Genomic DNA, 24,597 nt, shown 5'->3' with positions numbered 1-24,597 from the left:
TTATTTTACGATTTCGATGATGTTGCCGCTTTGTTTTTCTTTCAGGATGAGTTTAGTGCTGCCAAAATGGGTCACTTCTTCCTTAATCAGATAATGTTGGTCATCATAAGGTACCAGGGTGACGGGCTTGGTTAACCCGGTTTGTCCGCGCCAGATGTCCAGCTGCACAGGCTCCCACTGCTTGCTGGTAGCACTTCGGTAAGCTGCGTCGAGAATGGCATTCACCACATATCCATCGTAGAAGGTTTCGCGGGGCGCCCGATTTTCTTCGATGGCATTGAACATATCCGCAAACATATGGTTGTAGCCCAGCTCGTTGAGCTCATCGCCCACAGGGAATAGCCAGCCGCTGTTACTCTCTGCTTTTTCAGCGATATAGTCGCCCCCTTTGCCGGTGGTGAACATATCAAAGCCGGTGCGCAGAAAGCTATTCAGCCAGATGGTTCCTTCTGTGCCCATTACTTCATCGCGCAGGTCGAGGCCGCCACGGAAAGTCCAGCTGACTTCAAACTGCCCGATGGCGCCGTTTTCATACTTCACCAATGCAATAGCGTGATCTTCTGCGGCAATGGGTTTCACCTGTGTATCAGCCCAGCACATCACCTCTACGGGCTTAATATCTTTGCCAATAAAGCTGCGGGCAATTTCTACGCAATGGCAGCCCAGGTCCAGCATACATCCGCCGCCGGCCTGTTCTTTGTCCCAGAACCAATCACTGTGGGGACCCGGATGTGTTTCCCGTGATTTGGCCCACAAAATGCGCCCTAACGCTCCCGCCTGTACGCTTTCCAGCGCCCTGGAAAACTTCGGGGTATATACCAGGTCTTCCATATAAGCGTGGAAAATACCGGCGGCTTCCACAGCGAGCAACATCCGTTTGGCTTCTTCTGCATTACGCCCCAGTGGCTTGGTACAGATGACTGCCTTTTTATGTTTGCAGCACATGTTCACGGCCGCTTCGTGGAGATTATTGGGCAATGCAATACATACTACATCTACTTCCGGATGTTGAATGGCTGCTTCCATCTCGGTGGTAGTATGTGCTACATTATAATCGCTGGCGAACTTTGCCACACTTTCCGCTTTGCGGGAATAAATGCTGACGATTTTGTCTTTACTTCTTTGTCCTTGTATGGAATCGGCATAGAAACGGCCGATGAAACCCGCTCCCAGCATGGCAATTTTTCTTCCCATAAAAAAATATTTTTAAGAATTACGCTTATGATCTCTGAATAAAAAAAAGAAACATACCATCACCAACCCGCTGAGGGCGGCGGGCGCCAGCCAGATGTGGCGCCAGTCATATTGCAATACGTTACCTACGGTAGTACTGTTGTGCGAGGCTACAAATCCCGATACATAAGAACCTATCAGCATTCCAATGCCATAGGTCGCAAAAGTAATGAGGCCTTGTGCCGCGCTCCTGACGGTAACACCCGCGCGCTGATCGGTATATATCTGCCCGGTAACAAAAAAGAAATCATAGCAAGCCCCGTGTAACAGGACACCGGCATACAACATCCACACCTGTGTATGGTTATCGCCATAGGCGAAGAAAACATAACGTAGTATCCAGCAGCTCATGCCCAGCAACAACATTTTCTTCACCCCCAGTTTCCTGAACAGGAAAGGCATGGCCAGTAAGAAAACGGATTCAAATACCTGTCCCAGTGTCATTTTGCCGGCAGCATTCTCTACGCCGATGGCGTTGAGGAACGGATTCGCGAGACTGTAATAAAACGCCAGCGGAATACAGATGGTAATGGCCGTGATAAAGAACACCACGTAATTGCGCTGTTTAAACAATACCAGCGCATCCAGCCCCAGTATATCCGATAGCTTCACCGGCATCCGTGTGGGCGGTGTATGCGGCAAAAAGAAGCTGTACAGGCCCAATAACAATGAGCTGGCAGCGGCTATACGAAACGGAGCCGCTGTGGCTTCCAGGCCCATGAAGCCGATGAACAGACCCGCCAGAATCCATCCTGCTGTGCCGAAAACCCGTACGGTTGGAAACTGCCGTTCGGTATCTGTCATCTGCCGGAAGGAGACTGCATTGGCGAGCGACATGGTAGGCATGTACAACAAGGTATACAACAGGATCAGCCACCAGAAACTGGTGAAGTCTGTTACATAACTGATCCAGGTCAGTGTAACCGCACCCGTTAGATGCAGCACTGCGAGTACCCGTTGTGCGGAGAAAAAACGATCGGCTACCAACCCGATAAAAAACGGCGATATGATAGCCGCAATGGAAAGATTAGCATAGGCTGCTCCCATCTCTACGGCATCCGTCTTCAACGTGGTCATCAGGTAAGTCCCCATGGTCACGTACCAGGCACCCCAGGTAAAGTATTGCAGGAACATCAATACGGATAAACGAATACGAACAGATACTGGCATACATTAATTTCGATTTGAGAAATACCACCAATCGATGTTAAACAGGTGACCGGGCTGTCCATCATTGCTTTTAAATACAAGATACAGGTCGTGTTGTCCTTTTACTGATTGAAACGGCGCAGTGATCACCTTCCATCCGCTTTTCGCATCCGGCGCCTTTCCCGCTGCTACCGTGGCTTTGCTTACCACAGGTCCATCGGGCTTATCGAGATGCACTTCGATGATACCGCCTGTCCCCTGTTCCTGGATGTTGAACTGCAGACTTAACACCTCATCCAGGTACAATTGTTTAAACCGGATGAAGTTATTATGTGCTACATAACCATAACTCACCGCCAGCGTAGTAACGGTGCTGATAAATACATTGCCTTCGTCAAAATCTTCTATCTGCACCAGGGGATCTCTTAACAAAATATAATCCCTGCCGGTAATCGGTTCTATTTTATTGGCGCCTTTGTCGGTATACGTTGCCATGAGCAAATAAGCGCCATCATGGCCTTTGCCCGCGTGCTTACTCAGCGGCTGCATCCCTTGCAGAGGCAGCGATGCGCTGGTATTGGCGAGCGACAAAATATACTGCACAATTTCTCTCGCATCGGCGGTGGACATATCCGGATGCGACGACATAGTACGGTTACCCCAGTTACCACTGCCCCCCGCAATTACTTTGGCTGCCAGCTTTGTTATATTGGTTTCGTTAGCGGCATATTTATGCGCAACGTCCATTAAACTGGGTCCTACAGACACGGTGTTCTCCGTGTGGCAGGCTTTACAGTCGAGCGACCAGAACAAATCATGTCCCCTTGGATGCTCCAGGTGTGTGGCGGCGCCACCTTTGCCCAGCACCAGCGCCAGATCTTTTCCCACAGGCATGTAGTCGAAAGACACCTGTACTTTGCTGGTATCAATCACGCCATCTTCCGGATCTTTCACGATTACCTGGTAATCCAGCAACGCATTATCCCAGTAGAAACCGCGGTTGGCCTTTGTTTGAATCTGCACAGTGGGTGGCGTATTTCCTACTTTGATATCTATTGCCGCGGTACCCACGCCACCACGGTTATCCGTTACCGTTAGGTCTACTTTATAAATGCCGGGTTGCTGAAAAGTATGGTTGACTTCCACGCCTTCCTGCTGTTTTCCTTCAATGCTCCAGGCGTAGCGGAGCTCGTCGCCTTTGTCGTAGTCGATGGAGCCGGCGGCCGACAAATGCACCGTTAGCGGTGCTGCGCCATACAGCTGACTACTTTTCACGGCTGCTACCGGTTTGCGGTTACCTTCCGCATAGGTAATCTGCACCAGCTTGGCATCCGAGTTTTTAGCAAACCAGTTGGTGCCGTATTCCAGCATAAAAATACTGCCATCGGGTGCGATCTGCATATCTACGGGCGCTGCAAAAGGAATATGTTCCAGGAAGGGTTCCATGCGCAGGTAATTGCCTGCGGAATCCATGGTAACGGCCATGATCCAGTGTCGTACCCAATCGTAGATAAAGAGTTTGCCGTTATAGTAGTCAGATAATTTATAGGGAGCATTTTTATAACGATCGCTATAAAAAACGGGGCCTGCCATGGCAGATTCTCCACCTTTGCCTACCATGGGGAATACAGGGGAGGCAGCATCGCCATACCAGATCATGGCAGGTTGTGCGGGTGGCAACTCCCGAATCCCGGTATTATTGGGAGAAGCATTGATAGGATGCAGCGGATCTTTCACGGGCCGCTCCTTTTTATTGGCGTAGTCCCAGAGTGGATATGGCTGGTTGTTGCCGTTAAAATAAGGCCATCCAAAAAAGCCTGGTTTCCGTGCCTGGTTAATTTCATCGAAGCTAACGGTACTCCCTTCCGGAGAAGGAACTTTAGTATCCGGCCCGATGTCGCCCCAGTATACAAAAGCATTTTTCATGTCTACATGGAAGCGGTAAGGATTACGACACCCCATCACGTATATTTCCGGGCGGCCTTTGGAGCCGTCTTTGGGAAACAGGTTACCATCGGGGATGGAGTAGCTGCCATCCGGCGTTGGTTTGATGCGGAGAATCTTTCCTCTCAAATCGTTGCTGTTGGCTGCGCTGGCCTGGTCGTCCGACAGGTGTCTGCCTGGTCTTTCATCCACTGGCGTGTAGCCTTCCGTTTCTTCCGCATTGGTATTATCGCCGATGGAGAGGTATAGCAATCCACCGGGGCCGAAGGCCAGATAGCCGGCAGAGTGGCAGCAGTAGCGGCGTTGCGTGGGGACTTCCATCACTACCTTTTGGGTAGCTTTGTTGAGGGTATCACCGTGCAGCTCCAGTCGTACCAGGTTATTATACCATTTTTCACCCGCGGGTGCATAGTAGAAATAGATGTAGTGGTTGGTAGCAAAACCGGGGTCCAGCGCCACACCCAGCAGGCCGTCTTCAATACCGCTGAATACATCAAAATGCCCAATGGTTTTGGTTTGATGCAAACGGGCATCATACATTTTCACAGCGCCTTTGCGCTCAATAAAGAGTACATTTCCATCCGGCAGGATGCACATTTCCATGGGTTCATCCAAGCCATGATCCAACACCGTATAGGTGTAACGGTTAGTATCCGGAGGCAACAGGGTGAGGGAGGATTTATAATCTGGTGGCGCATTATTGCCGATCAGATATTGCAGGGCCGTACGCAGATCATTGGAAGCTACTGCCGGAGAAACGATGTACAACCTGCCGCCGTCCTGCACTAATTCATTTCCAACGGGTTGATCTGCCCACTCATGCAGCCATGGCCAGTCTTTACGCTGATAACTCGTATCCTTAACCGCCAGAATGCCTCCCCCGCCGGATTCCGCGTAACGTTTCAATGCGGGTACGGTGCGGAAGTTCAGGCTATCGGTGAGTGAAAAAGGTAAGCATACCGCACTAAAAGTGGCCAGGGAATCTTCCCGGAATAAATGGGTATCGGAAGTAAGTACCAGCTGCCAGCCTTCTTTAGCGGCGGTAGCCTGTAATTGTTTCACCCAGGCACTTTCGTGGTTGGTAGCGAAGCATAAAATGCGGGTAGCAGTTCGTTTTCCGGTACAGGCAAATAGTCCTGCCAGCAGCAGTAGTAGACAAAGTTTCTTCATAGCGCGTAGTCATATTCAGGGCCGGCTAAAAACGTATAGCCGGCCCCGTATCATAGAATCAATAACCAGGGTTTTGTTTGATAGATCCGCCGCTCCGGTCTATTTCCAGCTGAGGGATCGGAAACAGGTATTTATTGCCGCTGGCAGGCGCTTTGAAGCTATTGCCTTTGCCATTGGAATAGGGTTTGGTAGAAAAATCTTTCATGGTAGACACATAGGTGTTCCAGCGCAGCAAGTCAAACAGGCGGCCGTATTCTCCTCCCAGCTCCACACGGCGTTCGTGACGTACGGCGGCATGGAGGTCGCTGGCTGCGGTGACAGGCGGTAATGGTGTAGCAGGAATCACGCGGACACGGGAAGTAGCTTCCACATCGGTATGAGCAGAAGTAGTGGCGCGGCTTCTTACCAGGTTAATATTATCTGCTACAATTTGTTTGTTGCCGCCGCTTTCCAGCTCTGCTTCTGCATACATCAGTAATACGTCGGCGTAGCGGATCAGGTACATGGTCCAGGCATCATTGCCCCAACCTTGTCCACGGCGGTTTTGTGGCAGAAATACTTTACGGTTATGATGACCGGTGTTGGGATAGGTGGAGAAGTCAAGCACCTCTTTACCGCCGGCAGTGGGGAATACATCGCCCTGGTCCAGGATGGTGAAGAGCGCACGGGGATCGCCGGGTTCAAACGCATCTACAAGCGACTGTGTAGGGCAATCGAAGCCCCAGCCACCGGCACTGCGAGGTGAGCAGTAGATGGGCTGTGTAGAACCATAGATAAAGGCGGCAGGATCATCTCCGAAAATGATCGGAAAAACAGATTCCCTGCTTTTGTATCCATCTTTCAAAAACAATTGCTGGTACTGTGGTTCCAGGCTAAATGCTTTAGAATCGACTACCTTTTTAGCCGCATCCCTGGCTTTGGCATACAGCGATTTATCATCTTCCGCGAAGAAGAGATAGGCCCTTGCCTGCAGCGCCCAGGCGGCTTCTTTGGTAGCACGCCCCAATTCCGCATCCGGCATATCATTGCGGGAAGGCAGTGCAGCATCTGCGCCCACCGCTTCCAGCTCACTGGTAATGAACTGCATGGTTTCAGCGGCGGTAGCGCGTACAATCTTATTACGATCGTCGATGGTCAATGTTTTGGTGATCAGTGGTACGCCACCGAAAATACGCACCAGGTCGAGGTAATAATAAGCACGCAGGTAACGTACTTCTGCCAGGTATCTTTTCTTCACATTTTCATCCAGCGGGTTGCCTTTATCATCCAGCAAAGGCGCCCCAGGAAGGCGTTCCAAAGCTACGTTACAGTTGCCGATACCATTGTAGCAAGCCTTCCATAAGTTATACAAGGTTTCATTATTCGACAGTGTTCTGCCATAGCCCAGGTCCAGCACAAAAGGGCGGTCGTTGTTATCAGAGCCGCCTTTATCACTTTCATCAGTGGCCATATTCCCCAGTTCTGCGATGGCCGCCTGGTAGCCCCAGAAATCATAGAATCCCAGGTAGCAATTTACCACGGTTTTCATGCCGGCGCCGGGCGATTTAAAAAAGTTATCATCCGTTTGAACGCCCAGTGGTGGACGGTTCAGGTAGTCTTTTGAACACGATACGGTCAGTAAAGCCGCCAGTAACGGTAAAGTATATACGAGTTTTTTCATGAGTAGCAGTGTTAATGATTAAAACCTGGCATTCAGTCCGATCATAAAAGTGCGGGCCTGCGGGAAGTATCCCTGGTCAATACCCATCAGTTTAGGATCTTCGTTGCCCATTTCAGGGTCCAGACCGCTGTATTGGGTGAACGTAAACAAGTTCTGTGCACCTACGTATATCCGTAACTGTGGGATGCGGGTACGCTCCAGCCATTTTTCGGGGAAGTTGTAACCCAGCTGCACATTTTTCAGGCGCAGGTAAGAGCCATCTTCCACGAAGTAATCAGACACACTGTTGTTCAACGCTGCCACAGAAGAAATTTTGTAGTATTTGTTGGTAGATCCCGCGCCATTCCAGGCTTTGTCTAGGAAGCCTTTAGGCGCATTATACCAGCCAGTACCGGCTTCGGTATCATAGCGCAGGATGTTCATCACATCATTACCCTGTGATCCCTGCCAGAACATGCTTAGATCGAAGCGTTTGAAATTGAGGCCAATGTTTACGCCGTACACAAAATCAGGCCATGGATTGCCGATCATCGTACGATCAGCGGCATCCAGTTTACCATCGGGACCAGGAATTACTTTGCCATTGGCATCGGTACCGTTGATGTCTTTAAAGCGAAGGTCACCGGGTGTGCTCACGCCTTTCTGCGGACTTTTATCTACTTCCGCCTGGGTCTGGAAAATACCGTCAGTTTTCCAGCCGAAATAGTAACCTACCGGTTTGCCTTCTTCTGTTTTGGTAATGACTTCACCCAAATGGGCAGTGGAGTAGATGGGTTCTCCCCCGCCCATGCTCAGCACCTCATTTTTAAACGTGGAAATATTAGCCCGAATATTATAAGAGAGATCACCGTAGGTATGATGATGCCCAACAGACAGCTCCCATCCTTTGTTGACCATGCTACCACCATTCATCCAGAAAGGATTGGAAGTAGGATAACCCAGCGTAGCCGGCAATGGCATGATCACCAGCATGTTGTTCACGCGCTTGTTGTAATAATCTACTGTTACATCCAGCTCACCGTTAAATAACTGGAGGTCCAGCGCCATATCTGCCTGTGAAGAAGTTTCCCATTGCAAAGCAGGGTTGGCCATAGTTTTACGTTCTGCGCCGAGGAAGCCGGCGCTGGTATTACCGAATACGTAACGTTGGAAGGTATTACCATAGGTAGATAAATACAAGCCACTACCGCCACCCACATACTGATTACCCACTGCACCGTAGCTGGCGCGGAGTTTACCACTGGTGAGCCAGGAGAGGCCGGCACGTTTCATGAAATCTTCTTCTGTAAAGCGCCAGGCGGCGGAGGCAGAAGGGAAAGTTCCCCAGCGGTAACCATCGCCAAAGTTGGAAGTACCATCCCGGCGGATGTTAGCAGCCAGGATATAACGGTCCGCATATACGTAGTTGATACGCCCAAAAAATGATTGCAGCGCACTGGAATAGGTATAGCCGGAAGTAGCCGGGTTCATGGTGGCCGCATCGATAATACGCATGTCGGGATCATTGTTCACGATGCCCTGTTTAGAAGCGCCGTAGTTCAATCCTTTGGTCAGCTCCGTGGAAATACCCGCCAGCGCGGTGATATGGTGCTTTCCAAATGTTTGATCGTAGTTGAGGGTATTCTCCCACACAAAATAATTACCCCAGCTGGAATTATTGCTCACCGTATTATACGTGGCATAGTCAAATGGATTCAGGAAGTACGAAGGTGTAAATCCTTTGGAGATCCCGCGGGAAAGATCCATACCGAAGTTAGTCCTGAAAGTCAGCGGGTCAATGATTTTCACATCCAGTGCTGCGCCGCCTTTGATGGCGATGCCTTCCCAAACGCTTTGCTGCATACGTTCCACCTGTGCTACCGGGTTGGGCTTGTTGGTGTACAGGATACCGGCGTAGCGGGAGTAAGGATTATTGGGCTCATAGCCATCCATGATGCTGTTGAAGAAAGCAGGTATATCTTTCAGGTTGTTGCGATACACCGGTGTAATAGGATCGGCGGCCATGGCGCTGAAAATGGTGCCGGTAAAGGGATTGTTTTCATCCACATTCCGGCGGCTTTCATACACCAGGTTCATGTTGGTAGTGAGTTTCACGCGGGAGCTGATATCTGCGCCTACGTTGGTTCTCCAGGAGATGCGTTCATAGTCAGATCCTTTCACAATTCCCTGTTGCTTCATGTAACCCGCGCTGGTAGCGTACACAATACTTTTGCCAGCTCCACTCAGGCCTACGTTGTAGCTCTGTATGGGAGCGTTCTCCTGTATCACTTCCTTCCACCAGTCGGTGCCATTGGCGCTGCCGGTATTTTCCGTTACAAATTTGAGTAATTGTGTTCTTTTCTCTTCTGTGTCCATGCTGGCTGGCAGTGGAGATCCACCGGCAACAGCGGCTCTTTGCTTGTACGTCATGAATTCGGCGGCATTGAGCATGTGCGGACGTTTCCAGGCAGATTGCATACCGGTATAGGTATCGAAGGTCACGTGCATTTTCTGATCTACACGACTGCCTTTCCGGGTGGTTACAATCACTACGCCGTTGGACGCTCTGGCGCCGTAGATAGCGGCAGTAGAAGCATCTTTGAGGATGTCCATTGTTTCGATATCGTTGGGATTGAGCCAGGCGATATCTGATTGTGGTAAACCATCTACGATATAGAGCGGGCTATTTTGTCCGTTGATAGAGCCGATACCACGAATACGCACCACGGGCGCAGATCCGGGGCTGCCGCTGCTTTGCACCACGGTAACGCCGGTCACTTTTCCCTGCAGGGCTTCGGCGGCGTTGCGTACGGGAACGTTGCGCAGGTCTTTGCCACCGAGGGAGCTGATGGCGCCGGTAACGTCTTTCCGCTTCTGGGTACCGTAGCCGATGACTACTACCTCATTCAGACCACTGGTAGATTCTTCCAGGATAATGTGCAGTGGTTCATTATCTTTCACCGTCACTTCTTTGGGTTCAAACCCCATGTAAGTTACCACCAGCACGGCGCCGGTGGAGGCAGTGAGGGAGAAGTTACCCGTAGCGTCTGTGACGGCGCCCTGGCTGCTTCCTTTTACTTTCACGGAAACGCCCACGAGTGGGGTGCCTTTTGTATCTTCTACCCGGCCGGTTACCTTATCTGCGGCGGCTTCCGTGCGGGGAGAAATGATCACAAGATTTTGGTCTACAATTTTGTAGGCCATGGAGCTATCCAGTACGCGGCTCATGATTTCATTGAGGCCGGCATCTTTTACCTGCAGGTCAATTTTACCCAGCCGGCGGATGGAGGTATAGTTGTAAAAGAAGCGATAATTGCTTTCTTTTTGTATTTTCTCGAAAATTTTGTCTGCATCCGTTTTTACAAAAGTCAGGGTGAATTTCTCCTGAGAAAAGACGGTAGCGGAAGCATGCAGGCAGGATATCAGCACCAGTACAAAGCATAACTTCATAAAGAGGAATAGTTTGAGTGTCTGGCGGAGCGCATAGGATGCCCTGCCAAATCTGCTTTTTTTCATAGATTTGTTTTAGAAAGGTTTGTAAAGAAGGGTGTAAGTGTAGTTTCGAAGCCCGCTTACCCCTGTTGATACATATCAGCCTTTTGAAGGAAGAGTGAAAGCTCTTCCTTTTTTATTCCCCTTTTCAGGTACTGCCGTTGTTAACGTGTGTTTGCATTACAGGTAATTTTTTGGTTTGATAAAATGTTGATTGGTCTATTTTTCATTTAGACAGCCAAACGTGTTGCTGGTCTATGCTATAGTGGAATGGTGTAATCATTTGTAGCAGCTGTAGTGCTTTGTTGATATTTTCTTTTTCAAATACGCCGCTGAGTATTTCTGTTTTCATGTTATCATCTTTAAAAGAAATGGTGACGTTGAATTGTCGTTCCATTTTCCGGGCTACTTCTTCGAACGTTTCATTCATAAAAGCCAGTTTCTGATCGCGCCAGGCTGTTTCCATGACGAGACTGGTGTCTGCGGTGCCGGTAAGTCCCTGTACCTGAAAGTTTACGTGCGTCTGTGGTATGGCAGCGGTGTTGGGCTTTACAGCCAGCACCAATTTTTCATGTGGCAGCAGGATTACTTTTTTTTCCGGGCTGTTGCGCATGATCACCTGCACCTTTCCTCCTATGACGGTTACTTCAGAGCGGCTATCATCGTCATACGCCTTGATATTAAAGCAGGTGCCCAGCACGTGTACGTCCAGGTTGCTGGTATGTACAATAAAAGGCAGGGCTTCGTTTTTGATGACGTCGAGGAATATTTCCCCGGTAACGGTGATGTTGCGGTGATTGCGGTTAAAGCCGGCATCGTAGCTGATTTTGCTGCCTGCATTCAGCCAAACGGTGGTACCGTCGGGTAGCAGTGCTTTCACTGTTTTGCCGAGGGGCGCAACCAGTTGTTGCCGGGCAACCGCCATTGGGGCGATTTTACGCGGTTGCATCCATTGCCAGCCGAAACCGGTTGCCAGCAGGATGCCGATGACAGCGGCCGCAGCCCACCAGAAGGAGGCTTTACGCAGCAGCGGTGTAGGCATGACCGTTAGTTTACCGGCCACCTGTTCCCATCCGGCGGCCGCAAATGCAGTAGCGGCTTCCTCGTCATTGGCGCCAACAGCGTTTACAACGCCGGCCAGCCAGGCCGCATCGGGATCTGCCGCCAGTAAACGGTCCAATTCCTCCAGTTCGTCTATAGTGGCAGCCTGTCCTGCTTTTTTCGCCAACAGCGCTGCAATTCGTTCTGATTTCATTTATTTCCAGATAGGATCTTGTATAGGGACACGGTTGCCGGGGGGATTCCCTAAGAGAAGGGAAAAAAATTTTGAGCAGAAAGCATAAAGCCGAAAGCAAAAAGCTATTGAAGCGGATGATTAACGCGTATATAATCCGCAATGGTCAATCGCTTCAATAGCTTTTTGCTTTCGGCTTTATGCTTTCTGCTCCAACAAAGGGTTGTAACTGGGCCGCCAGCTTTTTCATGGCAATGGTAAGTTGTGCGTCTACTGTTTTGGGAGAGATCCCTAAAATAGCGGCTACTTCTTTATACGATAGTTCGTCCTGTTTTACCAGTTTAAAGATCAGCTTACATTTGGGCGGTAGTTGCTGAATGGCCGCGGCGATGGCCTGTTGCAGCTCATGCGTCAGCAGTAACTGTGCGGTATCTGCTTCGAGGCGGAAATGTTGTACGTGCAGCGAGTCCAGGTCGGTTTCGGTGAAGATGGTGGCTTTGCGCAGGTAGTTAAGGGCGGCATTTTTCACCGCCACATAGAGATATACTTTTATTTCATTGATCTTATCCAGCTGCTGCCGCTTCTCCCAGAGCTTCACAAATACGTCATTCACGATCTCTTCGGCCGGTTGTCGCTGTTTCAGGAATGCAAAAGCAAACTGGTATAACGGGAATACCTGCTGCTGATACAGCGCTTTAAAGGCTTGTTGGTCGTCATGAAATTGTATGCGATATAGTAACGCTTCCATGGTCACGTGCATACCACAAAATAAAATTTTTCTGATAAACCCAACTACTTTTTAATAAAAAACACTAAATATAATTTCTTTTACAATAATTATACAAAACAAAAACCCTGCAACAGCAAGTGTTACAGGGCTTTGTTTCTCTTAATGGTTGGTTGGTTTGATTTAAAATCTTTCCCGATAGGACATGCTGACTATTTTGCCGAAGCCGGTAAATTCATCTTTTTTGACTAATGCTGCATGATTCACGAGGAAATCCTGCGCGAAATAAAAGCTGACCGTACCTGTGCCCATATCCGGATTAGCGGGATCATAGGTAGCAATACCCAGCCAGTTAGCTTTATAAGGTGGAAGGTTGGTGGTATTCGGGATATCGTTGATATCGCCGTTATACACACCGCGGCCACCGGTAAACTGATGCTGATCCAGCCAGGAAATTTTGCGGTTGCCGGCATCATATACCAGGTAGTATTGTGAGGGGAAATCTTTGTGTACGGCATAAACTTTTGTGCCGGCACTGTAAAAGAGGGTACCATAGTTTTTGTCGACGGTAAATAGCGTGGCTTTATCAATTTCCGGTGCGGTAATCTTTGTCATGGTATTTTGCGTTACGGTAGCACGTGCATCAAAAGTGAGTAACCAGTAAGCCCCGGCCGGATCGCGCATGAGTGCATAGGTGAGGTTCAGGTTATCCATACTTTTCATCCATACCAGGTCCATTCCTACGTTGTCAAAATCGAACAACGGCGTACCGGCAGGTGCAGGGATGGAAGAACAGTTGCCATCTTCCGGGAAACTGCGGAGAAAACGTTTTTTATTCACGTCAAACAATACGGTGAATTCACTCCAGGAATAACCAGCGGCACGGCCTAAAAACGGCGCCGCTTTAAAGTCGCCCTCACCGGTTACCTGGTTCATATTATTGACATAATAATTATAGGCGTTTCTCTCATAGAAATTTCCTTTCCCGTCATACAGGTAGCAGGTTTCCAGCGCACCAGACCCCTCTCCGGTACCTACAAATGCAGGAATAAAAGTGGCGCTGTCCGGTGGCACCAGGAACTCATTACGCACGTTCCATCTGTTATTGGTATACATGTAGTCGCCTCTCATTTTCCAGGTTCCCTGATCGGTGGTCAGGTATACCCAGGAACGATCCGCTGTGGACAATTTCGGCTCATGAAAAAGCGCTGGTACGGCATTATACGTATAGGTATAGTAGAACGCAATCTTACGCGGGCCTTTCAATGGTTTAGGCAAATCCGTTGATTGCTCCAATAAATTATGCACAATGTTAGCTGTTCCGTTATTATACGCCACCATATCCAGTTGTGCGTTTCCTTTTACATCGCTTAATACCAGCCACCCTTCGTAGGTACCGGAGCCAATCACCAGGTTGTTGGTATGTTGTAAAAATACCTGGTTTGTTTTCTGATCACGTATTTCCAGATAAAGGCCGTAGCGCCCTACCGGCACTAGTATTTTTGCGGCCAGTACACGGGTAGTACCTATTACTACTGCGGCAGTCAGGTCATTCACGGAATCGCGCTGCCCGATAATCCACCGGTAGGCAAAACGGGCAGTGTCGTCCAGGTTCGCCTGATCCATCGTCATTTTTATGACAGGTGTCAACGCGAGCGAGTCAAACTGATTTACATAAATGGTATTCGGCAATGAATCAATTTGTAATTCATTGACTTTTTTATAATCATAGTTGCCCAGGTCCTTATAGCAGCCGCTGCATATCATCATAAGGAATGCTGCCACTACACCGGTCCAACTTAGTATTGAAATTTTCATACATTCTTTTTTCCTGGTTAATAAAAAGGAAGTTATTCGCAAGCGGCGCCACCACCGTCGCTTGGCTCCATTTCAAATATTTCGCCGGTATTATCATCCTGATCCTGTACCGGATTACCTGCCTGCCGTGCTTTTGCCAGGTGGCAATTGTATAGCATTGCCAGGCCAAGCAAATAGCTGATATTAGGTTGATCTACCAGTAACGACCCCAGTGGAATATTGAGGTCCGTGATGAGCATTTTCATTTTGGTATTGGAAAAAGTACCAAAACAGTAGCTGCCAAAACTGTTATCTCCTAACCACCAGGAGGGTTGCGGAATATTATCTGCTACCGCGAAAGTGCGCTGAAGGGTAGTCTTGAATTTGTTAGGGTTTGTTTTTACCAGTGTGTGAAAATAATCGGTGCTGAATACATCATTACTTTCCAGTTGAACAGTCAGGAACAGGCTCTTTTTACGGAGTGCTGCATCCCGGCGAATGGTAATCGGCACATAGACCGACATTCTACCATGTGGAATCACACAAGATGCCGGGTTAATGGTGTAGATGTCAGCAGGTAAAGTGCTGCTTCCTGCAATGGATATTTTGAAAGGCCGGTCTTGTCCGGAAGTGTCTCCGGTGGCGGATACCAGCATCAGCAGACTCAATTCAGTTGCTTTCTCGTCGAAGAAACCGAAATTACCATACAACGTGTCAATCGCTGCAGTATCCACTACTTTATTGGCAAACTCGGTGAATATCACCTTCCCATCGCTATTCTTCACACCTGAATACATTTTGGCGGGAGATGGTGAGAAGTAAATGTTATTATGCCCCTGGAAATCCATGAGGCCAGCCTTTTTACAGGCGGGCACCAATAATATTCCTACCAGCAGCAGCCATATATATGTCCTGTTTTTTTTCATTTTTCCTGGATTAATAGGTAAGCAAATCATGGTTGATGCACAACCTTTTCTTCATCGGGTATGGGTACTACGTATTGTGCGCGTCCCATTTTAATGGTGGCGTTAGTAGTGGTCACCGTTTGATCAGGAATAGACGCGGTATTCAGCCGTTTATAGTAATAGAATAGCTGTCCTTCTCCATAAAATTCCCTTCTATACTCCCTGGTCAATTCTGTGGCGAGGTTGGCGGTTGGCAATACCGCCTGCGTATTTCTGGCCAGTCTCAACGTACTGAGATACTGCATACCGGTGGGTTTATCGGGCGCTGCTTCTGCAGCAATTAAATAACATTCCGATGCCCGCAGCATAGGTACCATCACATTTAATTGTTCGTCCACATAATAAATGGGCGCGTATTTAAACAGACACTTGCCGGAGCCGGAGCCATCTGGTGGCGCATTCCACACAGATGATTTAATACGAACATCGGACGACTCACTATAAATACTATTGAGTATATCCAATCGCGGCGCCAATAAAGTACCGGGTTGCTGTGCGTAGGAAAACAACAGATTATAACTGTCCGGTAACTTTATGTTTTGCAGTTGGAATACACAATCCCCCAGCAGGGAAGGATCTGCTTTCACGCTGGCATCTTTGGTATCCGTAAAAGTGAACATCGATGGTTGCACGGCGATGACCTCTTTCGCGGCAGCGAGCGCACCTGCTTTATCGCGGCGATACAGCATCATCCTGGCCTGCAGCGTTTTGGCGGCATAATAGTTGAAGCGGCTTTTACGAAAGGAGGTAAACGTATGACTGGTATCTCCGATAGCGCCATACTTCATCACAGGATCATTGGCCAATAGCACCAGTGATTTACTGATATCTGCCTGCAAACTATCCATCAGCTGATTAGCGGGCAGATAAGGTCTTGCCGCCAGGGAATGGTAACTGTAGTAAGGCACAGATACGGCATTGGAATCGATACTACTGTAGATCGGTCCATATAAACGCAGCACATCAAAGTGCAGGAAAGTGCGCAATGCCAGTGCTTCTCCTTTGATCAGATGATAGTTATCGCCGCTGAAAATTTTCTGTTGCCTGTCTATGTTGTCCAGTATCAGATTCAGGTTTGCGATTTGTGTGTATAAACCAGACCACACTGTTTTCAGTGATTCCTTTGCCCCCTTCTCTGTGTAGCTATAGGTAGCCAGATCACGATATGCGTAGGTACTTCCCTGAAAGTAGCGCTGTGCCAGCACATCGGGGATAGCCATACTTAGCATACCACCGTACATATTAAATGAAGTCATAGAAAGATATACCCCATTCAACTGGGTCATATATCCTCCTTCTGTAGCAAAGGCATCCTCCATCGCTACTTTTGTTTCCGGCTTTACATCCAGGTATTTATTGCAGGCGCTGCCCACCAACAGGATGCAGGCGGCCAGGCATATATGTTTTAATAGCTTGTTCATAGCGGATATTTGATATTCCTTAAAATGTAGCATTGACCTTAAAAGAGAAGGAACGGGCATAGGGGTAATCGATACCACGCTCTCTTCTGATGTTAGATAACCGGAAAATATCGTTCATATAACCGGTGATGTTCAGGCCTTGCAAATTCAACAGCTTCAGCCACTTCGACTGATAAAAATTATAGGAGGCTGAAATGGATTCTCCGCTTAAAGTATTTTCGGTTTGTATAAACCGGGACGACATATTGGAGGTGCCCCATCCTGCTCCATCTCCACTTCTATAGGTATAGTCCGGAATGCGTATAAACTGCGCCTGATCTCCTACTTTTTTCCAACGACCATACAACGCTCTTTTATCCAGGTTGTCAGTAAAAATCTGATTACGTTCCAGGTTTTCTACTTTACCAAACAATGCGTTATTAAACTGCTGCGATCTCCACATATACCGCATCACCACGTTTAACGACAGTCCTTTGTATTGCCCTGATAAACCGATGGCGCCCTGCATCAGCGGCATCGAATTTCCTACCTTTACGATATTGGCCACATCGTAGCTGTAAGTGAGTTCTCCATCTTTTGTCAGAAACATCTCTCTTCCATTCGCCGGATCTATGCCCATTGAGCGCACCGCCCAAAGATCATCCGGATGACCACCATCTTTATAGCGTTGCAGGTTTTGATTTACCAGCTGATAGTTCTGGAAGGAGCCATCTATATCACTACCCACCGCCTTTTCATTCTGACGGTTCAATAAATCCAATGCGTTACCCAATCCACCGTACGTAGTACTTTCGCGTTTACCCATTACGTTTATGCGCAGCGATATCCGGTCTTTTGGAATATCAATAACAGCGGCTGACACCGTAAAATCAAATCCTTTGGTGCGGGAGTTGCCCACGTTGAACATAATATTATCACTACCGGTAGATGGCGCATTTCCAATGTTTACAATCAATGGATCGGTAAAATTATTATAGACATTGGCCACTAAGGAAATACGTTCCTGGAACATACGCACATCCAGGCCGATAGTTTTCTTCAAAGTTTTCTGCCACGCCAGATCGGAATTTCCCCAGCTATCTACCTTGGTACCCAGTCCAAAATCATTGATGATGGCCTGATTATACACCAGTGTAGTAAAGGAGTTATAAGCCGCAAAATTCTGGTTACCAGGATTACCAATACTACCTCTCAGTTTGAAATAACTGATCCATTTCACGGGTTTCATAAAAGACTCATTGTGCAGGTTCCAGGAAGCACCTACTGTCCAGGTATCGGTATATCTTCTGCTGGCGCCAAAAATGGAGGAGCCGTCTTTGCGGTAATCGAAATCGACCATATATTTACGACGCCATCCATAATAAGCATTCACGAAACCGCTGACAGAACGGGTTACCGCCGTGGCATAAGTAGGTGTGCCGCCTTCCGGATAGCCCGAACCAAATGCCRGTGAAATTTGCTGCACTGCCGGGAAACCTGTCACGCTATAACTATTCAGTATACTTTTCGAACCATCAAAGTAAAATCCGGGTACCACGTTCAGTTCATGTACGTTGTTCCAAATTTTACCATAGCTGGCCTGTAAGAAGCCCTGGTAGTTGAACCTACGTGTACGGGTATCATTATAACTCCCGCGTTGGCCTACCACTTTATCTTTGAATTCTTCCATTTCCGGCGAATGATACACTTCTCTCTCATTGGTACCATAGGTCATGGCAAACTTCGCTTCAATCCGAAGCTGATCATTGACGTTGTAATAGGACTGTAGCTGGTTGCTGAACTCAATATCCTGCGTTTGATCTTTTTTGGGCAATTGAGCCTGGTACAATGGATTCCAGACGGGTATCGGTTTATCGAAGGCGAGGTCTTCTCTTTGATCCAGGTATTTATCCATCGAAGGTTTGTAGTAAGGGATGGCATTCACAAAATCAGAGAAGCTCCCATAGGGTGATTCCTTTGCTTTAAAGGTATTCAGCAAAATGCGGTTGGAGAAAGAGAATTTACCGGGGCGATATACCAGGTCTGCATTAGCACTGGCGGTATTACGTTGGGAGCCCTTCATCACACCAGGTTGATCCCGGTATTTAGCGCCGATACCATACCTGAATTTATTATCTCCTCCATCCGCCTGAATGGAATAAGTATTTGCGAGGGAAGTTTTACTAATGGGATATCCCATCCAGTAAGTGTTTACACCGCTTAATACATCTGTGAGGTGTCTGTTATAGGCCTGTTGCAGCCTGTTGTATTTGGCCGTATTATCGAGATCGACGTTATACATATTGGAGAGCCTTTCAAACTCCAGTTTCTCTGCGGCATTCATCATGTTATAGTCGCGCAGATCTGCGAAAGAGGTGGTATTATCCAGGGTGAGCGAGAGGTTCATTTTTCCCGGCCGCGGTAACTTTGTTTCAATCACAATAACGCCGTTCGCCGCTTTAGAGCCGTATATCGCTGTGGAAGCGGCATCCTTCAATACGGTCACTGCTGCAATACGATTCATATCCAGCCCGATCACTGTTTCGATGGTGGTTTCAAAACCGTCCAATATGAACAATGGTTGATTGGGATCTTTGGAAAATTTATCTACCGTACCAATGATGCTGGACTTTCCCTGAATCACCATGTTGGGCATCACGTTAGGATTGGAACCGGCCATGTTATTATCGATCACGATGAAAGCGGGATCGAGCGATTTCAAACTTTGCAGCACATTCTGATTCCCTACAGTATTCAACTGTTCGCCGGTATAAGTGGCGGCGTCACCGGTGAAGCTTTCTTTGCGGCGGGTAAAGATACCTGTGGTCACCATTACTTCGCCGATGCGCTGCACTTTCCGTTGCAGGGTTACGTTGAAGAAGGATTTACCTGCTACTGGTTGTTCCATTGTTTCGTATCCCAGCATACTGTATACGAGAATGGATCTGGGATCTGCGATGGCCAGTACAAAGTCGCCTTTCTCGTTAGTGATGGTACCGCGGGGTGTTCCTTTCACGCTGATGGTCACGCCTGCCAGTGGCGCCTTCTGCGCATCTGCCACGTGGCCTTGAATGGTCACCTGCTGCGTGGCGGTAGCTACCACGGGTACCTCCGCATTTTTCCGGATGAACACCGACTTATCGGCTTCCACTAATTCGTAGCGGAGGGAGCTACCGGCCAAACAGGCGCTCAGTGCATCCCGCAGGGACACATTGCGCAGGGACACCGTTACCGGCGCCATACTATTCAGCAGTTGCTGGTCCCAGAAAAAAGCGTAGCCAGTTTGTTTTCCCAATGCCGTGAACACTTTGTCCAATGGCATTTTCCGGACAGTTAAATTTACCTGTTGCCCATAGGTGGCGGCACTCACTTGTAGTGCGGCCACCAGCAACAGCATGGCAGTCATCTTCATAACCGACAACATTTTGGTTGGCGAAAAATTCATGTGGTTGGTTTTTGATTTTTAACGGTTCAGCGGCCGACAGGCATAGCGTTAGCACTCCCGCTTGCCCGACGGCAATACGCTGAACTTCTTTGGTTGATATTATTTACAATGTTGAATCAGGGCATGATAATGATAACCCGGTTTGTTTGTTTAATGTTAACGCCACTTTTCCTCAGAAATGCGATGAGTGTTGACAGTTGTGTATTCCTGCTCATGATACCACCAAATTGCCGGTCGGGCACCTCTCCTTCATACCTGACTTCTACGTCGTACCAGCGTGCTACCTGTCGCATCAATCCTTTCAGGCTGGTAGCATTCAGTGCCAGCAATCCATTTTTCCAGGCGGTCACCTGTTCTATATCTGCAGTGGCTACAGACAATGCTCCTTCTTTTACTACCGCCATATTTCCGGGTGTCACCAGTTTTTGCTGACCTTCGTACTGTACTTTAATGCTACCGCTCACCAGGGAGGTTTGTTGACCTGGTTCATCCGTGTAGGCCATGATATTAAAGGCTGTACCCAATACCTGTATGGTGGTTTTATCACTTTGCACCATAAATGGTTTGCCAGCATCGGGAGCTACTTCAAAATAGGCTTCTCCGCTCAGTATTACTTTTCTTTCCCTGCCGGTGAAGGCAGTAGGATAATAGAGTGAGGAGGCGGCGTTGAGCCATACCTTACTGCCATCCGGCAGCAACAGCTGATACTGTCCGCCTCTCGGTGTGGTAAGGGTATTATAGGTGACTGCGGCCTCGTTGGCGGCATATTTCAGTTGTCCCTGTTTTTGTATAATGTTGTTTTTGCCCAGTGGAATCACCTTGCTGGTGCTATCCAATTGTATCACTTCACCGTTTGCCAGGGTGAGCCGGGCTTTGTTACTCCCTGCCGCAATTACAGTAGCCACGGGCGTATTCTCCGGCGCCTGTGTGCGCCAGTACCAGCTTCCGGCGAGGACTGCCAGCAATAAAACAGCGGCTGCTGCGTAATACATCCAACGTATAGGCTTCACCGTTGTCAGCTCTGCTTCTCTTTCCCGGATCTTCTCCTGGATGTTGAGCAGCAACGATTGATCGGCAGGAGCATCTGTTGAAAAATGCACCATTTGCTGCTCATAATGCTGCAACAACCATTCGTAGTCGTTGGTGGAGGCGGTTTTAATGGCGTTTCCCAGTATTATTTCTTCTGTTGAAGAAAGGGTGCCTGCCAAAAACCTGTCCATTAAAAGGGTAATATCATCTCTTTGCATAGCCATTGTCTATAGTAAGACGGACGAGTAAATCAAAAGCACACCTCACTTTTAAAAAATATTTTTTAGCGGAGCTGGGGGAAGCAACAAATCAGCAGGAGAATCATCGGCATATCTATGCCTGCGTTGGTTTTCAGGTAATGCTTCACGAATTTCACGGCATCATATAATTGTTTCTTGACCCCAAATTTGGTGATCTGGAGGGCGTCGGCAATTTCATCGAGCGAAAGGTCCTGCTCATGCCGCATGGCAAAAATCTTTCTTTTCTGATCGGATAGCAAGGCGATCGCTTGCCGGGCAATCCGGGTATATTCTTTAAAATGACTGTTCTCCGTAACTTCCTCGTGCTGTGCCGGCTGTTGATGGGTAAGCGTATGCACCAGCTGTTGCTGCAGCTGCTGGCTCCGGTGCCAGTCGCGCAGGCGGTTGCGGGCCATCATAAAAAGATAAGCCTGCAGCGACTGAATAGTGATCAACATATCCCGTCGCATCCAGAGTTTGAAAAAAACATCCTGTATGATCTCATCGGTGTCCTGTCTGGAGCAGCCGGTAAGCGGATAAATGAACAGGTGTAGCTTTGGTTGATACTGGTTGTAAAGCGTAGCAAACGCTTTTTCGTTTCCTTGCGCTATCCGCTGTATTAGTTCCTGTTCGCTCAAGGGACTAACCATATTGTTTTACATTTTTTTACCGCCCGGCTATTTCGGGTTGGTTATTTATTGGCCTAAAGTATAAAAAAAAAATTCCCCCGCAAGATTTGTTTATCCTGGGGGGAATCCTGATGTGTTATTATTATTGGTTTATTTCACCCGTAATTTGATGTTAATGGCTTGTTGATTACGCATTACCTTCACGGGAATAGTAGTCTTCCAGGCTGCTGCTTTCACGATATCCTGCAGGTCGTTGGCTGTTTTCACAGGCTTATCGTCTGCCATAATAATCACATCTTTAGTTTTTATTCCGGAAGATGATAACAAGGTGTTTTCACCGGCAGTTAATACCAGCGCCCCGGATTCATCTGCCAGGCCATAAGCGGATCGCTCTCCCAATCCTTCTATCGATTTTATCCTGCCACCTAATAACTCCAGCACGCTGGCGGTGGCGCCGGCCCCTTCACTGGCGCGACTCAAATTCAGGAACACCGGAATTTCAGGTTGCAGGGCTATTTGCCGGAGTGTTGGCTTCATTACGCCAAAACTATCCATCGGAATATTCTGAAACCCGATTTTAAATGCCGGGGAAGTATTCGCTACGCGGTAGTTTCCTGTGGTGGCATCTATAAACTGCGGATCACCGGCCATGCTATGTGCATCGGTGTGTTGTGCACGCGCTTCCTGCAAGGAAGCTGTGTCTGGAAACAGGTTGTAATCGACTTCCTTACCCCAATCGTTGATTTCTATGGGGGCATACTTACGGGTAACAATATTATGTGCAAACACATCTCCGCTGTTTTTAAACCATACATGCGGATGGAAAGAGTTGTTGATCATAATATTATTCTCTACAATACGCTGAAATCCTTCCCGGAGTTTTAATCCGCCATTCAAACACACGTTATTGTAAATATGGTAGTTAGTGGAACCATCATCCAGGTCTATATCCCAGCCATGATCGCAACGGAAGCGGTTATTACGGATAGTAGTGGTTTGACGGGCATCCAGCATGATTAACTCCGGATGTACGGCCGCGAGGCTATCCATATAGGCCCTATCCGGCGCCCAGTAACGGTCACGCCCCCACGAATTAAATGCACCATGGTCACCGGTTTCCATCACCGTGTTAAATACATCGTTGTAAGCCAGCTGGTGGCCGCCAAAACAGCCATCGCCGATGTTGATACCGGCGCGGGGCGTGTTGTAGATACTGTTGTGGCTCACCGTAATACCAGAAGAAATGGTGATTTCCACGCCCGTCGCCTGCTTTTCGATTTCGCCCACATGATGAATGAGACTGTTAGTGACCACACATTCCTGTGGATAGTTATTGCTGGCAGGTCCGGGCGTTTTGTCCAGCTGGTTGTACGGGGTAAAGTCTTCATATTTGAAGTTGGGTGAGCGCACTGCTTTCACATCTCCCACAAAACAAACCGCGCTGGCGCCCAGGTGATGCAGGTAACAGCCACTGATGGTATCATGCAGGTTGTAGTTGCTCAGCATAATGGCATTGCCGCCCAGGTTGCTGAAGGAACAATCCGTAATACGACAATTTTCCGTGCCATCCAGCAACACGGCGCCACCACGGTAAATGGTCCAGTCGCTCCGCAGCAGCGGCTCCCGGGTCTCCATAAAAGTCCGCTCATTGTGTATAAAATGTAATCCCCGCAGGGTTACATTCTTCACCGGAGCGGCGGCAGATCCACGCAACACGATGCTGTTCTTTAAATGCGCTACTTCTATGCGGGCCTGCTGCAGTTGTATATCTCCCGAAGGGTAATAATATAACTGCCGGGTGCTATTATCCAGGAACCACTCACCGGCTACATCCAGCTCTTCCAGATTATTTTCCACGAAGCGATATTCCGGGTGCATCCCATTAGGCCGGTTATTCTGCCAGCCGCCTTCCAGGGTAAGGGTAGTATCTTTTTTACCGGTGATACGATAGTGAAAACCGCCCCAATCGTATGCATGCAAAGCATGTACATAGCCGTTTTCCGGATGCTCCCACTTACTGGCACGACTCAACGCATCTGCGGCGGTGCCATGAAATACTTTAGCGGTGGAATCATAATTAGGATAGCGCGCCAACACCTGCAGACGGCCATTTACAAACAGGCGTTCAAACGTAACACCTGCCGGTACCGTGGCTACATAGATGCCGTTTTTCCACGGCTTCCACGCCAGTGATAACGGTTGCCCTGCGCTGATGAAAACTTCCTCCTGTTGCCAGGCGTTTATCTCCAGGCTCTTGCAGACCATATTGGCGGCCTGCAGGGTGATGGGCTGATCCAGGTAATAGGTGCCACCATGCAGCCAAACGGTAACCGGTTCATTTTTTTTCTTCATGGCCAGTGCAACCGCCCGGTTCACTGTTTTCAAAGGCTTCGCCGCGGTGCCGGGTTGCCGGTCGTTCCCGGTAACGGATACATGCAGCATGGTTTGCGCACCGGCCCATTGCGCGGTGGCGATGATACAACAAAATAGGAAGAGCTTCTTCAT

At 48.5% G+C, this 24,597-nt stretch carries 14 protein-coding genes; all 14 read right to left on the bottom strand.

Features of this window, described 5'->3' with window-relative positions:
- The 14 genes from AC1DFM_RS28070 to AC1DFM_RS28005 all read right to left on the bottom strand — a co-directional run bounded on the left by AC1DFM_RS28070 (window position 1) and on the right by AC1DFM_RS28005 (window position 24,597).
- Window positions 1-1,194 (bottom strand): Gfo/Idh/MocA family protein, encoded by a 1,194-nt coding sequence (locus AC1DFM_RS28070; protein ID WP_477080094.1) that lies wholly within the window; start codon window positions 1,192-1,194, stop codon window positions 1-3.
- A gap of 12 nt (window positions 1,195-1,206) precedes the next feature.
- A complete protein-coding gene (locus tag AC1DFM_RS28065; protein ID WP_477080093.1) occupies window positions 1,207-2,403 on the bottom strand; it encodes a nucleoside permease in 1,197 nt (398 codons plus the stop codon).
- A gap of 3 nt (window positions 2,404-2,406) precedes the next feature.
- Window positions 2,407-5,496 (bottom strand): PQQ-dependent sugar dehydrogenase, encoded by a 3,090-nt coding sequence (locus AC1DFM_RS28060; protein ID WP_477080092.1) that lies wholly within the window; start codon window positions 5,494-5,496, stop codon window positions 2,407-2,409.
- Window positions 5,497-5,554: 58 nt separating this feature from the next.
- On the bottom strand, window positions 5,555-7,156 hold the full coding sequence (locus AC1DFM_RS28055) for a RagB/SusD family nutrient uptake outer membrane protein (protein ID WP_477080091.1): 1,602 nt from the start codon (window positions 7,154-7,156) through the stop codon (window positions 5,555-5,557).
- 18 nt (window positions 7,157-7,174) lie between these two features.
- Entirely contained in the window at window positions 7,175-10,651 is a 3,477-nt protein-coding gene (locus tag AC1DFM_RS28050) for a SusC/RagA family TonB-linked outer membrane protein (protein WP_477080090.1), read from the bottom strand.
- 202 nt (window positions 10,652-10,853) lie between these two features.
- Window positions 10,854-11,882: a FecR family protein gene (locus tag AC1DFM_RS28045; protein WP_477080089.1), complete on the bottom strand. Its 1,029-nt coding sequence runs from the start codon at window positions 11,880-11,882 to the stop codon at window positions 10,854-10,856.
- A gap of 154 nt (window positions 11,883-12,036) precedes the next feature.
- Window positions 12,037-12,621 carry an RNA polymerase sigma-70 factor gene (locus tag AC1DFM_RS28040; protein WP_477080088.1) on the bottom strand — a complete coding sequence of 195 codons (585 nt, stop codon included), beginning with the start codon at window positions 12,619-12,621 and terminating at the stop codon, window positions 12,037-12,039.
- A gap of 150 nt (window positions 12,622-12,771) precedes the next feature.
- Complete coding sequence (locus tag AC1DFM_RS28035) at window positions 12,772-14,406, bottom strand: PKD-like family lipoprotein (protein WP_477080087.1); 1,635 nt, start codon at window positions 14,404-14,406, stop codon at window positions 12,772-12,774.
- Between the two features lie 32 nt (window positions 14,407-14,438).
- Complete coding sequence (locus AC1DFM_RS28030) at window positions 14,439-15,311, bottom strand: DUF4843 domain-containing protein (RefSeq protein WP_477080086.1); 873 nt, start codon at window positions 15,309-15,311, stop codon at window positions 14,439-14,441.
- Window positions 15,312-15,337: 26 nt separating this feature from the next.
- On the bottom strand, window positions 15,338-16,771 hold the full coding sequence (locus AC1DFM_RS28025) for a RagB/SusD family nutrient uptake outer membrane protein (RefSeq protein ID WP_477080085.1): 1,434 nt from the start codon (window positions 16,769-16,771) through the stop codon (window positions 15,338-15,340).
- A 19-nt stretch (window positions 16,772-16,790) separates the two neighbouring features.
- Window positions 16,791-20,195 (bottom strand): SusC/RagA family TonB-linked outer membrane protein, encoded by a 3,405-nt coding sequence (locus tag AC1DFM_RS28020; RefSeq protein WP_477080084.1) that lies wholly within the window; start codon window positions 20,193-20,195, stop codon window positions 16,791-16,793.
- Between the two features lie 116 nt (window positions 20,196-20,311).
- Window positions 20,312-21,442, bottom strand: a complete 1,131-nt coding sequence (locus AC1DFM_RS28015; protein ID WP_477080083.1) for a FecR family protein — start codon at window positions 21,440-21,442, stop codon at window positions 20,312-20,314.
- Between the two features lie 65 nt (window positions 21,443-21,507).
- Window positions 21,508-22,113, bottom strand: a complete 606-nt coding sequence (locus tag AC1DFM_RS28010) for an RNA polymerase sigma factor (RefSeq protein WP_477080082.1) — start codon at window positions 22,111-22,113, stop codon at window positions 21,508-21,510.
- Window positions 22,114-22,242: 129 nt separating this feature from the next.
- The gene (locus AC1DFM_RS28005; RefSeq protein WP_477080081.1) at window positions 22,243-24,597 is read right to left on the bottom strand and encodes a right-handed parallel beta-helix repeat-containing protein; all 2,355 of its coding nucleotides are present in this window, start codon (window positions 24,595-24,597) and stop codon (window positions 22,243-22,245) included.

The sequence above is a fragment of the Chitinophaga sp. 05T412 genome (genome assembly GCF_056396465.1).
The sequence above is the reverse complement of the archived record's forward strand: the minus strand, read 5'-3'. Positions and strand labels throughout refer to the sequence as shown.

Bases quoted from the DNA above. Each gene is read 5' to 3' on its own strand.
- AC1DFM_RS28010 (WP_477080082.1), bottom strand. From the start codon at position 22,113: ATGGTTAGTCCCTTGAGCGAACAGGAACTAATACAGCGGATAGCGCAA.
- AC1DFM_RS28025 (WP_477080085.1), bottom strand. From the start codon at position 16,771: ATGAACAAGCTATTAAAACATATATGCCTGGCCGCCTGCATCCTGTTG.
- AC1DFM_RS28060 (WP_477080092.1), bottom strand. From the start codon at position 5,496: ATGAAGAAACTTTGTCTACTACTGCTGCTGGCAGGACTATTTGCCTGT.
- AC1DFM_RS28065 (WP_477080093.1), bottom strand. From the start codon at position 2,403: ATGCCAGTATCTGTTCGTATTCGTTTATCCGTATTGATGTTCCTGCAA.
- AC1DFM_RS28035 (WP_477080087.1), bottom strand. From the start codon at position 14,406: ATGAAAATTTCAATACTAAGTTGGACCGGTGTAGTGGCAGCATTCCTT.
- AC1DFM_RS28040 (WP_477080088.1), bottom strand. From the start codon at position 12,621: ATGCACGTGACCATGGAAGCGTTACTATATCGCATACAATTTCATGAC.
- AC1DFM_RS28030 (WP_477080086.1), bottom strand. From the start codon at position 15,311: ATGAAAAAAAACAGGACATATATATGGCTGCTGCTGGTAGGAATATTA.
- AC1DFM_RS28045 (WP_477080089.1), bottom strand. From the start codon at position 11,882: ATGAAATCAGAACGAATTGCAGCGCTGTTGGCGAAAAAAGCAGGACAG.
- AC1DFM_RS28070 (WP_477080094.1), bottom strand. From the start codon at position 1,194: ATGGGAAGAAAAATTGCCATGCTGGGAGCGGGTTTCATCGGCCGTTTC.
- AC1DFM_RS28050 (WP_477080090.1), bottom strand. From the start codon at position 10,651: ATGAAAAAAAGCAGATTTGGCAGGGCATCCTATGCGCTCCGCCAGACA.
- AC1DFM_RS28005 (WP_477080081.1), bottom strand. From the start codon at position 24,597: ATGAAGAAGCTCTTCCTATTTTGTTGTATCATCGCCACCGCGCAATGG.
- AC1DFM_RS28015 (WP_477080083.1), bottom strand. From the start codon at position 21,442: ATGCAAAGAGATGATATTACCCTTTTAATGGACAGGTTTTTGGCAGGC.
- AC1DFM_RS28055 (WP_477080091.1), bottom strand. From the start codon at position 7,156: ATGAAAAAACTCGTATATACTTTACCGTTACTGGCGGCTTTACTGACC.